Origin of the sequence: Bacteroides mediterraneensis, assembly GCF_016900355.1 — a bacterium.
Classification (GTDB): Bacteria; Bacteroidota; Bacteroidia; order Bacteroidales; family Bacteroidaceae; genus Phocaeicola.
Genome location: NZ_JACJKA010000012.1, coordinates 84,116 through 99,303, shown reverse-complemented (window position 1 = coordinate 99,303; position 15,188 = coordinate 84,116). Strand labels below are relative to the sequence as shown.

Here is a 15,188-nt window from a genome sequence, read left to right as displayed (position 1 = left end):
GGCAACCGGTGCTGACTGCAACATATAGGTTCAACAAAATAATAGCGACTGCAACTATTAGGTTTATAGTGACAGTCGCTATTGTTGTATATAAAGTTCAATACCTGTAGTTTAACGAATGCTTACCGTTTTTATGTTGATTTAGTTTCAGAATGTATCAAAAGCTGATGATAAACGTCTTGGAGGAAATAAAAAAGCACCTCTCATTTTTAGAAAGGTGCTTTTTCGTGACCGCGACAGGATTCAAACCTGTAACCGGCTGATCCGTAGTCAGCTACTCTATTCAGTTGAGCTACGCGGCCAATCATTGAAAACCAGAATAGAAAAGTGACCACGACAGGATTCAAACCTGTAACCGGCTGATCCGTAGTCAGCTACTCTATTCAGTTGAGCTACGTGGCCAAATATCTATGTCTTTTTTGTTAAATGGTGACCGCGACAGGATTCAAACCTGTAACCGGCTGATCCGTAGTCAGCTACTCTATTCAGTTGAGCTACGCGGCCAATCATTTTTTATTCAAACCTAACCGACAAGTGACCGCGACAGGATTCAAACCTGTAACCGGCTGATCCGTAGTCAGCTACTCTATTCAGTTGAGCTACGCGGCCATGTCCTTTTTGTTTGACGGGTGCAAAGGTATGGAGTTTGTGTGAAATATCCAAATCTTTCACTTACTTTTTTTCTATAAATTTACTCCATAAACCGGCCTCCAAATATCTGCCAGCCCAATGTAATGCCCAAATTCCAGTTGTTACTTGGTGAACTGTAGTGATTTAAGTAGGCACTGATGGAGCCGAATGGAAGGCGGGCCACTACCTCCAGTTCGCCTAAATATTCGAACTGAGAGAATACTTTTCCGTAATAAGCTTTATATCCGTCTTGCCGGATTGGAAAAATTGGGGCAAATCCGTACATACACAAGCGGATTTGGAAAATATTGGCAAACTGGTATATCGGACTCACTCCTATTCCTACAAACTGGTTGGCTCGAAATGCTTCATTGTAAGTAATTCGGCTGTGAGCGGTCGGTGCGAATTCTCCGGCCTGCATCATCGTAGCCCGATAATTGTGGCTGAAGTTGCGCGAAGAGTAATACGCTTTCAAGTATGTGCCCAAAGAGAAATGTGTACCCAGGTTATGGTATTTCTCCAGCTCGTAAGAAATTTGCAGCCACGACTGGATATATTTGTAGTTTTCCGTATAGGTAGGGTCTTCCATGCCGGGATAATAGCGCTCCACGCCTGTGTAGATATGCGCTGCGAGCCTTTCCCTGCGTCCAGCTGTGGCAAACTGTTTGCTGTTTAAGGTGTTTCCGTCCAGCGCCACGGAGCCTCCGAAAATTGTGTATTTGCTGGCATCCCGCACATCCGACGTGAAGTCAATGACATTGGTTTGGAAATACTGGTCTTCCAGGTGGCCGAGTCCGATGCCGAATTCTGCTTTTTGTCGGCTCAGAAAAGGCATAGATACAAACATCTTGACATATTCCTCCTTCTGCTTGTTGAATATGGGCGTATTACCTTTGCTCAGCAGCTTTTCCTGCTTCAAGTAGTCGAAGGTCGACAAGGAGGCCACAAGTCTGTAGGAAGTCGGCAGCCGTGTCGGCAAATCGATGCGGCCGGAGATTTGCAGGTTGTTGTAAATCTGTCCCAGTTGTCCGTCCAGTGAGAATTCCTTCGAATAATTGTTCAAGCTGTGGTAAGTGGCTCCTACATACACCTGATTCGCTCCGTTAGACCCCACATTGCCACCTACCCTGATAGAAAGGTTATCTTTCATCTTGACCTGCAGGTCGAGGGTAAAATCATTCTCGTATGGATCATACACTGCATGCGGGAGGATTTCTGAAATCATGTTGTCGGACGACATGAGTCGGAAATATCCTTTCCGCAGTTCCTCCAGCGAAAATGTGCCGTCGTCGTCAAGATGGAACTCCTTGCGGATATATCTTTTCTGCTGGTCGTTGGCTCCGTGGATGAGGATGTTGCGGAAACGCAGTTCGGGCATCTTCTTTTTAAAAGCGAGCCGTTCCTTTTCCAGCAGCCGATGGTCCATACGTCGGGATATACGATTTTTGATGGAGTCCATCAGTTGGATGGTACGGTTATAGCCGATGTCATGGAGCTCATCGAAACGGTCGAAATCCATCAGGCTCACATCATTATATTTGAAAGTCATGAGGATGCCCGTGGAGTCAGGTACGGAGTAATCCGTTTTCTGCATGATCATGCTTTCCAGCTGTCCGATGATGTCGCCTTCCTGTGGCTTTCCGGGGTTGGAGCTGACCACACTGCCGATGATGATGTCGGGATGGAAGTCCTCCATCATGATGTTTACCGGGAAATTGTTGTAGATTCCTCCGTCATAGGCCAGCACGGAGTCGATTTCGATGGGTTTGAACATGCCCGGAAAGCTCATGGAGGCCCGCACTGCATCGCCAAGGTCGCCGTCTTTGAAGATGATGGGACGCTTGTTGTACACGTCGGAAGCTACACAGCGAAACGGTACAAACAGTTTGTTGAAGTTCCCTTTGCAGGTCGCTGTGGCCTGTCCGAACAATTCTACGAAGGCCAGGTTCATCTGTAACGGGTCGACTACGCTCGAAGGCAGAAACTGCGTTTTTACCTTGTGCAGGGGATTTTTCAGCGACACACGGATATTGATAAACTCTGGCGTGGGTGGATTTCGTTTGAAATAATAAATGTATTTTTCCTGGATGCCTCCCGAATACCATCGCTTGAAATCATCCGATTTAATGAGCTTTTCCATGTCGTCCGGCGAGTAACCCATGGCATAGAGCGAGCCGATGATGGCTCCCATGGATGTTCCTGTAATGTAGTCAATTGGAATATTGTTTTCTTCCAAGGCACGGATGATACCGATGTGGGTCAGTCCTTTCGCCCCGCCCCCACTGAGCACGAGTCCCACCTTTTGAGCAGATGCTACGGAAACAAGCAGACAGAAAAGAGCAGTCAGGAGGCAGTATATTTTTTTCATGCAGTGAATGTTCCAAGTTGTGTACCTCAAATATAGGCATATTTTTTCATCTTCAGGGAAAATTTCAAATTCTTTTCAGAATCAGGTGTAATCTTTGCCACAGATAAATGAAAAAAGGACATAAGTTATGAAGAAATTTGCATTCTGGGCTATGATGACACTAAGTGTGGTCAGCCTGACAAGCTGTGATAAAGACGATGATCATGTACGAGTATCAGCCGACCTTCAAGCGGCCTTTGATAGCAGATACCCCAATGCTTCCCGTGTGGATTGGGAACGGAACGGTGGATTCTATGAAGCCGAATTTGTGGGCAACGGATATGAGAACAAAGCTTGGTTCACTCCCGACGGCGCATGGGTAATGACCGAATACGACATCCCATTCAACCAGCTTCCGCAAGCTGTATTGGATGCCTTTGCGGCCAGTGCTTATGCCACTTGGAGAGTAGACGATGTAGACATGATTGAAAAGAGCGGTATGGAAATGATTTACGTGATTGAAGTGGAATCGGGCGAACGGGAATATGAGCTTTGTTACCTGGAAGACGGTACGCTGCTCCGTGAGAATACGGAATGGGGCGATCATCTGCCAGTGGCTCCCGGACAGACGGCTGACGTGAAAGCGCTGGTGATGGAGAAATATCCGCAGGCCGTGATTCTGGACATCGAGGAAGACCGGAGAGGCATTGAAGTGGAAATCCGCGACGGAGGCCGCCAGAAGGAAGTGCTCTATCAGAAGGATGCCAGTGGAGTTCTCACTTGGGTGTACACCATGTATGAAGTGAGTCGATACGAAATGAATAATTTGCCAGCAGGAGTACAACAGGCTTTGACCGATCTTTCGACCAGTGGTATGCGTGTGGATGACGTGGATTATTTTGAAACTGCCGACGGGAATTATTACCGTATTGAAGTGGATAAATGGGGTGCCGACAAATATATCTATGTGGGAGAAAATGGTGAAACAGTGCAAGTGAACCTTTAAAATTATGCTTAAAAACATAAAATAATGGACTGAACAGTACTTTTTAGGGAAATAAATCGTATATTTGTCACGGATTTCCCAAATTCACGTGGCGGAAGGGACTTCCCGTTCCGCCACAGAAGTAATGTTCCGGGCAGGAAATCACTGTAAGGACACAGTACCGGATAGTATTAACTAAAATCAAATTACATGCTCAAAAATGTAAAGTGGTTTTTTGTTGTATTAGTATTCAGTTCCTTGATTTCTCTGTCATTCGACAAGAGAAATACTCCCACCGAGAAACTTCCCGTCGGAGCGCAGGCTCCGGAGTTAGTGCTCGGAAACGAAAAGCAGCCGCTCAGCCTGCAAGCCTCCAAAGGCAATTATATTTTGCTGAGCCTTTGGGCCAGTTACGATGCCGCATCACGTACGAGTAATGCCAGATTGCATCATGTGGTTTCGGACGACGCCCGTGTTGAGATGATTTCCATTTCGTTCGACCGCTATCCGTCGGTTTTCCGGACGGCAGTCAAGCAAGACGGTATCAATGATAACGTCTATCAGGAAATGGAGGGTGAGAATTCAGAGATATTCAAGTCGTACGACCTGAAGCACGGTTTCATCAACTGTCTTGTAGATGACCGCGGGGTGATTGTCGCAAAGAACGTGAGCCCCTCTGAACTGGCATCGTTGCTGCACACAGCCAAAGGCTGATGCCCGCCCCTTACAGAAGATGACATGGATACAACAAAAAGCAAAGAGATTTCAAATCCCGTTTCGGTTTTTGAAATCTCTTTTTATTTTGCGTGTATGCGTAAGAAGGTGCAGGAAAATCCCTCTTAGCACCTTACTTTCAGTTCGTCCAGAATGCGGCGCATCTGCTCGTAAGTGGTGATGCGTGTAGGTACCAGCGGCAGACGCAGGCGGTTTTCAATCATGCCCATCATGCTGAGCATGGCCTTTACACCGGCTGGGTTACCGTCGACGAAGAGCAGCTTGAACAGCTCCGTAAACTTGTGGTGAATGGTCAGCGCATTGCTGTAGTCGCCCGCCAATGCCAGACGGGTCATGCGGCTGAACTCACGCGGGAAAGCGTTTCCGATGACCGAGATGACTCCTACGGCACCCAGTGTAATCAGCGGGAAAGTAATACCGTCATCGCCCGAAATCACGTCAAAGTTCTCCGGTTTGTTTTTGATGATGTCGTCCATCTGAGAAATGTTGCCCGAAGCTTCCTTGATGGCCACGATGTTCTTAAAATCGCGCGCCAATCGCAGAGTCGTTTCGGCTGTCATGTTCACGCCTGTACGTCCCGGCACATTGTAAAGCACCACCGGAAGGTTCGTAGCTTCGGCGATGGCCTTGTAATGCTGGTAAATACCTTCTTGCGAAGGTTTATTATAATAAGGAACGGCCACCAGTACGGCGTCCACTCCCGTGAAGTCTTCGTTTTTCAGGGTGTTGAGTACGGTCTGTGTGCAGTTGCTGCTGATGCCCAACAGGATGGGTACACGGCCGTTGACGCGTTCTATTACTGCTTTCTTGATTTGTCTTTTCTCTTCTTCAGTCAATGTCGGGGTTTCTGCGGTAGTTCCCAGTACACAAAGGAAATCTACCCCGTTCTGTACCTGATATTCAACGAGTCTCAACAGTGCCTCATAGTCCACGCTACCGTCACTCTTGAAGGGAGTAATCAATGCCACCCCCATTCCTTTCAGTCTTCTTGCTATCATAAATGAAATATAAACGCTTTAACAAGTGTACAAAAGTACGAATATTTTCAACGAAACCTATATCTTTAATCGTTTTTTTGCCTTTTATAAATAATTTGTAAAGGAATGTAAGTATCTTACTCACCAATCATTCCAAGAAACTCTTCTTCGTTGACGATGCGGATTCCAAGTTTCTGTGCTTTCTCCAGTTTGCTGGGACCCATGTTTTCTCCGGCCAGGATGAAGCTGGTTTTCTTGGAGATGCTGCCCACGTTCTTTCCACCGTGTTTTTCGATGAGCGCCTTGTATTCGTCGCGCGAATGGCGGGCAAATACTCCGCTGATCACGATAGACTGGCCTTGCAGTTTGTCGGTCTGTCCGGCCGTTTCTTCTTCGCTTATGGCCATCTGCAGTCCGGCTTCACGCAGGCGTTCGATCAGCCGCAGGTTCTTTTCGCTATGGAAATAACGCAGGATGCTCTGTGCAATCTTCTCGCCGATTTCGTCCACATGAATCAGGTCGTCCAGCGTAGCCGCCTTCAGCAGATTGATGGAAGGAAATGCCCGCGCCACTTTCTTGGCCACGGTTTCGCCGACAAAGCGGATGCCCAAGGCAAAGAGTACCCGTTCGTAGGGCACGCTCTTTGATTTCTCTACTCCCTGAATGATGTTCTCGGCCGATTTTTCACCCATGCGGTTCAGTCGGCAGATGTCGGCTGCCTGCAACGTATAGAGGTCGGCCACGTCGTGAATCAGTCCCTCCTGATAGAACTGGTCGACCGTCTCCGGGCCCAGTCCCTCGATGTTCATCGCGCGGCGGCTGATGAAATGCTCGATGCGTCCCTTGATCTGCGTAGGACAGCCGTCCTCGTTCGTACAGTAGTGGGCCGCCTCGTCTTCGTAGCGCACCAGCTTGCTGCCGCACTCCGGACAGTGCGTGATGAAGGTCACCTTCTCGCTGCCTGCCGGACGCGCATCCTTGTCCACCCCCGTAATCTTCGGGATGATTTCACCTCCCTTCTCCACGTACACCATGTCGCCCAGGTGCAGGTCGAGCGCCTCGATGATGTCGGCATTATGGAGCGAAGCTCGCTTCACCACCGTGCCTGAGAGCTGCACCGGTTCCAGGTTGGCCACGGGAGTAACTGCTCCCGTACGCCCCACCTGATAGGTCACCTTCAGCAGTTTGGTGCATGCCTGCTCCGCCTGGAACTTGTAGGCGATGGCCCAGCGCGGCGACTTGGCCGTATAGCCCAAGTTGCGTTGCTGGCGTAGGGAGTTTACCTTCAGCACGATGCCGTCGGTCGCTACCGGCAGGTTCTTGCGTTCCAGGTCCCAGTAGTTGATGAAGTCGAATATCTCCTCCAGCGTGCGCACTTTGCGCATGTGCGAGGAAATCTTGAAGCCCCAGCGTGCGGCCTCCTGCAAGTTCTCGTAGTGCCCGTCGTGCGGCAGCTCTTCGCCTAATAAATAATATAGATATGCGTCGAGTTTGCGCGAAGCTACCACGGCCGAGTTCTGCGACTTGAGTGTACCCGATGCCGCGTTGCGCGGGTTGGCAAACAGCGGTTCTTCGCGTTCCTCTCGTTCGCGGTTCAGTTCCTCGAACACCGTCCACGGCATCAGAATCTCGCCACGGATTTCAAACTGGCGGGGATAGCCTTCGCCCGACAGGCGCAAAGGGATGGAACGGATGGTCTTCACGTTGTCCGTCACGTCGTCGCCCCGCACGCCGTCGCCGCGGGTCACCGCCTGCACCAGCTGCCCGTCTTCGTAGGTCAGCGAGATGGACGTCCCGTCGAATTTCAGCTCACAGCAGATTTCGAAATCCTCGTTCAGCGCTTTCCGTACTCGTTCGTAAAACTCCCGTACCTCTGCCTCGGAATACGTATTGCCCAGCGAAAGCATGGGGTATTTGTGTTCCACCTGGCGGAACTCCTTGTTCAGGTCGCTGCCTACGCGCACGCTCGGCGAGTTCGGGTCGTAGTGTTCGGGATGTTTCGCCTCCAAATCCTGTAGTTCGCGCATCAGGTGGTCAAATTCCTGGTCACTGATGGTGGGGGCATTGAGAATGTAGTAGTTATGATTATGTGCGTGCAATTCTTCACGCAACTGATCGATTCTTTCTATTTCTGTCATGAGATTAAAGGGGAATGTTTTCATGCAAAAGTAGCAAAAATATTCGTACTTTTGCAAAAAACAATCGCAGACAAATGAGAATAGACATTATAACCGTATTGCCTGAAATGATTGAAGGGTTCTTCAATTACTCCATCATGAGCCGGGCACAGAAGAAAGGAATTGCCGAGATTCACATCCACAACCTGCGCGACTATGCGTACGACCGCTACCGCAAGGTAGACGACTATCCGTTCGGGGGATGTGCGGGCATGGTGATGAAGATTGAGCCGATTGACCGTTGTATCTCCGCGCTGAAGGCGGAACGGGATTACGACGAGGTGATTTTCACGACGCCTGACGGGGAGCAGTTCAACCAGAAGATGGCGAACACGCTGTCGTTGTCGCAGAACCTGATTATCCTGTGCGGGCATTTCAAGGGCATCGACTATCGTATCCGCGAGCATTTCATCACGAAGGAAATCAGCATCGGCGACTATGTGCTGACGGGCGGTGAGCTGGCGGCAGCGGTGATTGCCGATTCCATTGTCCGCATCATTCCGGGAGTGATTTCCGACGAGCAGTCGGCCTTGTCCGATTCGTTCCAGGACAACCTGCTGGCTCCTCCGGTGTACACCCGTCCGGCGGACTACAAGGGCTGGAAGGTACCCGACATCTTGCTGTCGGGGCATGAAGCGAAGATTCGTGAATGGGAGTTCCAGCAGTCGCTCGAACGGACGAAGCGCTTGCGTCCGGATTTGCTGGAAGAAAAATAAATGAGACTTGTCTTGTGACGGACCTTTTCGGAAATGGAATGCCAGCGGGTGATTTCATTTCCGAAGAGTTTCTATATTATAGGTGGAAGGAGGCTTCTGGTTGAATGCGGTCGGATTTATCTTTCAATGATGAATTTAATTGTTTTTGTCGTAAAGTCAATCATGTATTTGAAGTAAATAAACCCAATTATTCTCGTCAGAATATGACGAAAATAGCGTGGATAATCCAATCATTTGAGGGCATTTTAAAACGCAAGTGCGTTTCAATCCAAACGCCTTTGCGTTTAAAAGAAAACGTCCTTGCGTTTTGTGACGAACGCAAGGACGTTTTTTTATGCCTGTTTTTCGGGCCCTGAAAAGTCGGTTTTCAGACCTCCAATGCTCCGATGATGTCGCGTACGGAACTGTATCCGTGACGGTCCAGATAGTCGTTGATGCCTTCAGCCACTTTTACGGTGATGGCCGGGTCGATGAAGTTGGCTGTACCAATCTGGATGGCAGTGGCACCGGCCAGCAGGAATTCCACGGCATCCTTCCAGTTCATGATACCGCCCAGACCTACTACCGGAATCTTCACAGCCTTAGCTACCTGCCATACCATGCGCAGGGCGATGGGTTTCACGGCCGCACCGCTCATACCGCCGGTTACGGTAGACAGCACCGGACGGCGCTTCTCGGCATCAATGGCCATACCCAGCAGGGTGTTGATGAGCGACACGCTGTCGGCTCCGGCACCTTCTGCCGCACGGGCAATCTCAGTGATGTCGGTCACGTTGGGCGACAGTTTGACAATCAGGGTCTTCTTGTAGACCTTGCGCACGGCGCTCACCACTTCGGCTGCTCCGTGGGCCGTCACACCAAAAGCCATACCTCCCTGCTTCACGTTCGGGCAGGAGATGTTTAGCTCGATGGCCGGGATGTTTTCCAGTTCGTTGATGATGGAAGCTGTTTCGGCATAGTCTTCCACTTGCGATCCGGACACGTTTACGATCATGTTCGTGCGGATATCCTTAATCTGCGGATAGATGTGGTCTACGAAATAATGCACGCCTTTGTTCTGCAGTCCCACGGCATTGAGCATACCCATGGGCGTTTCGGCCATACGCGGATAAGGGTTTCCTTCCCGATGGTGAAGTGTGGTACCCTTCACGATGATGCCTCCGATTTTCTCCAGGTCGACGAAATCCTGGAACTCCAGTCCATATCCGAATGTACCCGATGCGGTCATGACCGGGTTCGACATGTTCAATTTACCGATGTTTACGCTTAAATCTGCCATAATAATTTCTTTATATTAAATACCGGACCTTCTTTACATACGCACACATGTCCCTCGTCGGTCTTTTCCACGCAGCAGAGGCAGGCGCCGACGCCGCAGGCCATGGTGTTTTCCAGTGACACTTCACATTCGATGCCTTCTGCCTTGGCATACTTGGCCACTGCCACCATCATGGGTTTCGGGCCGCAGGTGCAGATCAGGTCGAATCGTTTTTCTTTCAATACGCTGTGCATGGTGACGTATCCTTTTTCGCCCATGCTGCCGTCTTCGGTGGTGGTGTACACGTCGCCGAGGGCTTTGAACTCTTCCAGCTGGAGCAGGTCGTTCTGCGAGCGGGCACCCAGCAGGAAGGTCGGCTTGCATCCCCGTTTCAAGAGGGCTTCACCCAGGTAGAGCATGGGAGCCGTACCTACGCCGCCGCCCACGAGCAGCACCTTGGTGTCGGGCGAATCCGGTATCGTGAATCCGTTGCCCAGCGGGAGCACCACGTTCACCGTGTCGCCTTTCTCTACGGTGGCCAGTTTACGGGTACCGTCGCCTACGAGCTGGACGAGGAACCACACTTCGTTTTTATCTCTATCTACATAGTTGATGGAAATGGGGCGACGCAGGAAAGTGGTCGGCGAGCCGTCCACCCGGATTTCGGCAAACTGTCCCGGAAGCATTTCGGGCAAGGGAGCCTCTTGCGTCAGCTTGATGAGAACGTAGTTCGCGTGCAGGCGAAGGTTCTCGGTGACTGTCAAATCTAAGATGTATTTCTTCATATAAAAAAGGTAAATTCGTTTCTGTTACGCAAAGATACGAATTTACCTTTTATATGCCTAACTCCCGGGGGGATGCTTTTTCCCGTGCGAGGCGTTATTTTTCGGGTTTGAAGACCTCGTAGGTGCCGTTGTCGAAGAAAATGCGTATTTCGGTAATCTTCGGATGTGGCTTCTCGATGTACTTAACTTCCTCTCTGATAATCTCTTTGGGGGGATAAACCACCTTGGGAACCTCGTCCTCCTTGCAAAAATCGGGAGAATCCGGTTCGTCGGACGTGTTTTTCGGATTCTCAAGCGGTTGGGTGAACAGGTCCATGCCTGTCACGGCGGGAGCGCTTTCTTCCATTTCGCCTTCGCCGTAGAGCAGCCAGTTGATGTTGACATACGGACAGGCTTTGTGGATGCGCATCACGACTTCCAAGCTCGGTTTGTTTCGCCCGCTGAAGATGTGCGACAGTGACGAGGTGGAAATCCCAATCTTCTCGGCGAATTCGGCGTTCGTCAATCCCTCTTTTTGCATGATTTTTAGAATCCGGTCCTTCATATACAAATGGAAATGGCTTTGTTTGTTGATTACAAAAGTAATTCTTTAAATTTAGAAATGCAAATTTATAAATCTAAATTTACATCATTACAGATGTAAAGATATGTATTCCATTTGTATAATTACGCTTCTATACAAGTGTAAATACAATTGTAATTTACTTTATCTTATATTATTATATTACTGGTTTAATGCTATTTATAGTTTGATACATGTGTATATTTGGGTGAAATTGAAGTTTATTCGTCTTATTTCCTCTTTTTCTTGAATTGATTTGTGGAAATTTGCTTCATAATAGCTGGTAATCAATCAATTATGTATGATTAAAGTGAAGGTTATATTTATTCGTTTACATTTAGAGATGTAATTGCTTATTCTTGTAAAACACTTTGTATCAGCGTAATCACTCCCCTACTAGATTCTGTATATTTACATTTGTTGTGTAGAAAAGTAGCAAATACAAATGTAAACCATACAAATCTACACGAAAGCAGGTTTACTTTTGTATTTTTCTTCTTCCAATTCTACTTGTAATTGACCGTTTGTAGGGAAACCTCGTGAGAATTCAAAATTTGACGTCCATTTGTATTCTGTTCCGGATTTTTCAATTCTCGTGAAAACGAAAAAAAAGCGGCACACACCCGGCGATTTTCCGAATGTATGCCGCTTTTTTGAGGGCTTATCGTAACTTCCCGCTTCGAAGTGAAAATTTAGTGCAGGATAAAGTAAATCAGGTCGCGCAGCAGTTCCCCGTCGGGCGTGGACGGATTGCCGATGCCTTTTGACTTGGCGTCACATTCGCGGATGGCATGGATAATCTGCATCACCTTCACGCCCGAATAGCGTCGCATGGCCAGCATGTAATCCTTCGCCTGCCACGGACTTTTCAGTCCCAGCTGGGCGGCGACTCCCTGGTCGGATTTCTCGGGAGCGTAATAGGCCAGCATCAGGTTGGAGAAGAAATTGAACAGGATGGCCAGCGTCATCTGCAACGGGTTGTTCTTGGGATTCTCCTCGAAATACTTGATGATTTTGTTGGCCTTCAGCACGTCTTTCTCCACCAGCGCATTCCGCAGCTCGAAGTTGTTATAATCTTTGCTGATACCGATGTTGCGCTCTATCTGTTCCGGCGTGATTCTGCGTACGCCGGTCGGAAGTGTGAGGACGAGTTTCTCCAGTTCGCCCGCCATGCGGTTCAGGTCGGCCCCTACGAACTCGGCCATCATCTCCGAAGCTTTAGGCTCGATTTCCACCTTCCGGCGTTTCAGGTACGACGAGATGAAGCCGGGCAGCTGGCTGTCCTTGAGTTTGCGTGATTCGAAGAGCACGCCGTTCTTTTCGATTTCGGCGGCCAGTTTCTTCCGGCGGTCGATGCTGCCGTGTTTGTAGCACACCACCAGGATGGTCGATTTCTGGGGCTTCTGCAGGTAGAAGGCCAGCTCGTCGAGGCGTTTCAGGCTCTGTGCCTCCTTAACTACCACTACCTGGTATTCCGACATCATCGGATAGCGCTTGGCGGCATTGATGACGTTGGCTACGTCAGTATCCGCTCCATACACTACGGTCAGGTTGAATTCCTTTTCCGTCTCGTTGAGTACGGTGTCGATGATGTAGTCGGCAATCCGGTCAATGTAGTAATCCTCTTCGCCCATCAGGAAATAGACAGGCGCGTAGACCCGGTTCTTCAGGTTGCGTACAATTTCTTCGTATGTGACTTCCTTTGCCATTGTCTCTCGTCTCGTTTACCAGTCGAATTTCAGGTGTTTCACGGTTTTCTTTTCGTCGATGATCATGCGCAGGGCATCGATGCCGATTTCCACGTGCTCATGGACGAAATTCTTGGTCACCATCGAGTCGCTCTGTTCGGTCTTCACGCCTTCCGGAATCATGGGCTGGTCGGACACGAGCAGCAGGGCACCCGTCGGGATGTGGTTGGCAAATCCGGTGGTGAACAAGGTGGCCGTCTCCATATCCACCGCCATAGCACGGGTCTTCACGAGGTACTTCTTGAATTCCTCGTCGTGCTCCCAAATGCGGCGGTTGGTGGTGTAGACCGTACCTGTCCAGTAGTCGCGCGAGTGGTCACGGATGGCCGACGATACAGCACGCTGGAGCATGAAGGCCGGAAGCGCCGGTACTTCGGGCGGGTAATAGTCGTTTGAGGTTCCTTCGCCGCGGATGGCGGCAATGGGGAGAATCAGGTCGCCTATCTGGTTCTTCTTGTCGATGCCCCCGCACTTGCCCAAAAAGAGGCATGCCTTGGGATGCACGGCACTCAGCAGGTCCATGATGATGGCGGCATTGGGACTTCCCATCCCGAAGTTAATGATGGTGATTCCCTCGGCATGGGCCGAAATCATGTTGGCGTCGCGTCCCAGGATGGGTACGTTGAACCGTTCAGCGAAGATTTCCACGTATTTGTTGAAGTTCGTCAACAGGATGTATTCACCGAAGTCTTCCAGCTTCCGCTTGGTGTAGCGCGGCAGCCAGTTTGCTACTATTTCTTCTTTTGTTTTCATTGGATTTCAGAATTTGTGTTGCCTATAAGGTTTTCTCTGAAACGTGAAATCACGTTCTATTTACGCAAATGTACAATAATAATGCAAACAGGAAAAAGAAATCAAGATTTTCTCGTGCCGGATGATGGCAGATTTTGGAAAATAATTCGGCTTTTATGTGGTTTTGGGAAAATAGCGTATCTTTGCCCCGTAATAGAAGAACGCTTATGGATGCATTGAACTTACCCGCTTTTGACGCCAAGATTGAGCAGCGCGACGGAAAACACGTGATATTCGACGTGATTCGCCGCCGTTATGTGGCTTTGACTCCGGAAGAATGGGTGCGCCAGCATTTCACGCATTTCCTGCTGGAAGTGAAGGGTTATCCGCAAGGACTGCTGGCCAATGAAATACAAATCAATCTGAACGGAACGAAGAAACGTTGCGACACCGTGCTTTACCGCCGCGACCTGACCCCGCAGATGATTGTGGAGTATAAGGCTCCTTCCGTGGAGATTACACAGGCGGTCTTCGACCAGATTACGCGTTACAACATGGTGTTGAAGGTAGACTACCTGATAGTGAGCAACGGACTTCGCCATTACTGCTGCCGTATTGACTATGCGCGCAACACCTATTACTTCCTCCCCGACATTCCTCGCTATACCGACCTGTAAGACATAAAAAAAGAAGGAATCCCCTTGGATGGGAATCCCTTCTTCCAGTCACCGGATTTCCGATGTTTATTTCGTCTTTGTTTCCAGATGTCTTTCTGGTTCTACACCCGCCAGTTCCGGGTCGATCATGATACGTCCGCAATATTCGCAAACGATAATTTTCTTGCGCATACGGATATCGAGCTGTTTCTGAGGCGGAATTTTGTTGAAGCAACCGCCACAAGCGTCACGCTGTACGTATGTGATACCCAGACCGTTGCGTGAGTTCTTGCGGATACGCTTGAAAGCCTGCAGCAGACGCGGTTCGATGGTAGCTTCCAGATTCTTGGCTTTTTCTCTCAGCTTTTCTTCTTCCTGCTTGGTTTCAGCCACGATTTCGTCCAGTTCATTCTTCTTTACTTCCAGGTCTTTCTTTCTTTCCTCGAGCAGATTTTCACTCTTCACGATTTCATCTTCTTTGTCCTTGATGGAAGCAGTGTATTCTTTGATACGTTTTTCACAGAGTTCCACTTCGAGGCTCTGGAATTCGATTTCTTTCGTCAGCACGTCGTATTCACGGTTGTTGCGTACGTTGTCCTGCTGAGCCTTATACTTGTCGATGGAAGTCTTGGCAGTTTCGATTTCGATTTTCTTGCTGGCCACATTCGACTTCAACTCTTCAATTTCGCCTTTGATCTTTTCGATACGTGTGCTCAGACCGGTCACTTCGTCTTCCAAGTCCTGCACTTCCAGCGGGAGCTCCCCTCTCAGTGTCTTGATCTTATCAATCTCCGACAACATGGTTTGCAACTGGTAGAGTGCTTTCAGCTTTTCTTCTACACTCAATTCACTCGGATCTTTTTTTGCTTCTTTAGCCATA

13 protein-coding genes and 4 tRNA genes are annotated in these 15,188 nt (G+C 49.2%); 4 read left to right on the top strand and 13 right to left on the bottom strand.

Going from position 1 to position 15,188, the window contains the following annotated elements; all coding sequences use genetic code 11:
* Nucleotides 1-228 precede the first annotated feature (228 nt).
* The 5 genes from H6A28_RS08255 to H6A28_RS08235 form a co-directional block, all read right to left on the bottom strand.
* Nucleotides 229-302: transfer RNA gene (locus tag H6A28_RS08255), tRNA-Arg, on the bottom strand.
* Nucleotides 303-328: 26 nt separating this feature from the next.
* Nucleotides 329-402, bottom strand: a tRNA-Arg gene (locus H6A28_RS08250).
* 25 nt (nt 403-427) lie between these two features.
* Nucleotides 428-504: transfer RNA gene (locus H6A28_RS08245), tRNA-Arg, on the bottom strand.
* Between the two features lie 31 nt (nt 505-535).
* A tRNA-Arg gene (locus tag H6A28_RS08240) sits at nt 536-609 on the bottom strand.
* Between the two features lie 82 nt (nt 610-691).
* Nucleotides 692-2,998 carry a patatin-like phospholipase family protein gene (locus H6A28_RS08235; RefSeq protein WP_204475333.1) on the bottom strand — a complete coding sequence of 769 codons (2,307 nt, stop codon included), beginning with the start codon at nt 2,996-2,998 and terminating at the stop codon, nt 692-694.
* A gap of 127 nt (nt 2,999-3,125) precedes the next feature.
* Between H6A28_RS08235 and H6A28_RS08230 the strand changes: the two genes are divergently transcribed.
* Nucleotides 3,126-3,983 carry a PepSY-like domain-containing protein gene (locus H6A28_RS08230; protein WP_204475331.1) on the top strand — a complete coding sequence of 286 codons (858 nt, stop codon included), beginning with the start codon at nt 3,126-3,128 and terminating at the stop codon, nt 3,981-3,983.
* Between the two features lie 189 nt (nt 3,984-4,172).
* A complete protein-coding gene (locus H6A28_RS08225; RefSeq protein ID WP_204475329.1) occupies nt 4,173-4,676 on the top strand; it encodes a thioredoxin family protein in 504 nt (167 codons plus the stop codon).
* A 125-nt stretch (nt 4,677-4,801) separates the two neighbouring features.
* On the opposite strand, the gene dapA is transcribed toward H6A28_RS08225, so the two are convergent.
* Both dapA and ligA read right to left on the bottom strand, forming a co-directional pair.
* The gene (gene dapA / locus H6A28_RS08220) at nt 4,802-5,695 is read right to left on the bottom strand and encodes a 4-hydroxy-tetrahydrodipicolinate synthase (RefSeq protein WP_204475327.1); all 894 of its coding nucleotides are present in this window, start codon (nt 5,693-5,695) and stop codon (nt 4,802-4,804) included.
* A gap of 116 nt (nt 5,696-5,811) precedes the next feature.
* Nucleotides 5,812-7,812, bottom strand: a complete 2,001-nt coding sequence (gene ligA, locus H6A28_RS08215; protein WP_204479755.1) for an NAD-dependent DNA ligase LigA — start codon at nt 7,810-7,812, stop codon at nt 5,812-5,814.
* Nucleotides 7,813-7,886: 74 nt separating this feature from the next.
* Here ligA and trmD point away from each other — a divergent pair, with 74 nt between their 5' ends.
* Nucleotides 7,887-8,567 (top strand): tRNA (guanosine(37)-N1)-methyltransferase TrmD, encoded by a 681-nt coding sequence (trmD, locus tag H6A28_RS08210; protein WP_022353701.1) that lies wholly within the window; start codon nt 7,887-7,889, stop codon nt 8,565-8,567.
* A gap of 367 nt (nt 8,568-8,934) precedes the next feature.
* On the opposite strand, the gene H6A28_RS08205 is transcribed toward trmD, so the two are convergent.
* The 5 genes from H6A28_RS08205 to H6A28_RS08185 all read right to left on the bottom strand — a co-directional run bounded on the left by H6A28_RS08205 (nt 8,935) and on the right by H6A28_RS08185 (nt 13,673).
* Nucleotides 8,935-9,846, bottom strand: a complete 912-nt coding sequence (locus tag H6A28_RS08205) for a dihydroorotate dehydrogenase (RefSeq protein WP_148329833.1) — start codon at nt 9,844-9,846, stop codon at nt 8,935-8,937.
* Entirely contained in the window at nt 9,834-10,610 is a 777-nt protein-coding gene (locus H6A28_RS08200) for a dihydroorotate dehydrogenase electron transfer subunit (protein ID WP_204475321.1), read from the bottom strand. Before H6A28_RS08200 ends, H6A28_RS08205 begins: the two co-directional genes overlap by 13 nt.
* A gap of 94 nt (nt 10,611-10,704) precedes the next feature.
* Nucleotides 10,705-11,154 (bottom strand): helix-turn-helix domain-containing protein, encoded by a 450-nt coding sequence (locus tag H6A28_RS08195; RefSeq protein ID WP_204479754.1) that lies wholly within the window; start codon nt 11,152-11,154, stop codon nt 10,705-10,707.
* Between the two features lie 710 nt (nt 11,155-11,864).
* A complete protein-coding gene (gene holA / locus H6A28_RS08190; protein WP_204475317.1) occupies nt 11,865-12,881 on the bottom strand; it encodes a DNA polymerase III subunit delta in 1,017 nt (338 codons plus the stop codon).
* A gap of 15 nt (nt 12,882-12,896) precedes the next feature.
* Nucleotides 12,897-13,673: an AMP nucleosidase gene (locus H6A28_RS08185; protein ID WP_204475315.1), complete on the bottom strand. Its 777-nt coding sequence runs from the start codon at nt 13,671-13,673 to the stop codon at nt 12,897-12,899.
* 206 nt (nt 13,674-13,879) lie between these two features.
* Between H6A28_RS08185 and H6A28_RS08180 the strand changes: the two genes are divergently transcribed.
* A complete protein-coding gene (locus H6A28_RS08180; RefSeq protein WP_204475313.1) occupies nt 13,880-14,329 on the top strand; it encodes a type I restriction enzyme HsdR N-terminal domain-containing protein in 450 nt (149 codons plus the stop codon).
* Between the two features lie 66 nt (nt 14,330-14,395).
* On the opposite strand, the gene H6A28_RS08175 is transcribed toward H6A28_RS08180, so the two are convergent.
* Nucleotides 14,396-15,187 (bottom strand): zinc ribbon domain-containing protein, encoded by a 792-nt coding sequence (locus tag H6A28_RS08175; protein ID WP_204475311.1) that lies wholly within the window; start codon nt 15,185-15,187, stop codon nt 14,396-14,398.
* Nucleotide 15,188 lies beyond the last annotated feature (1 nt).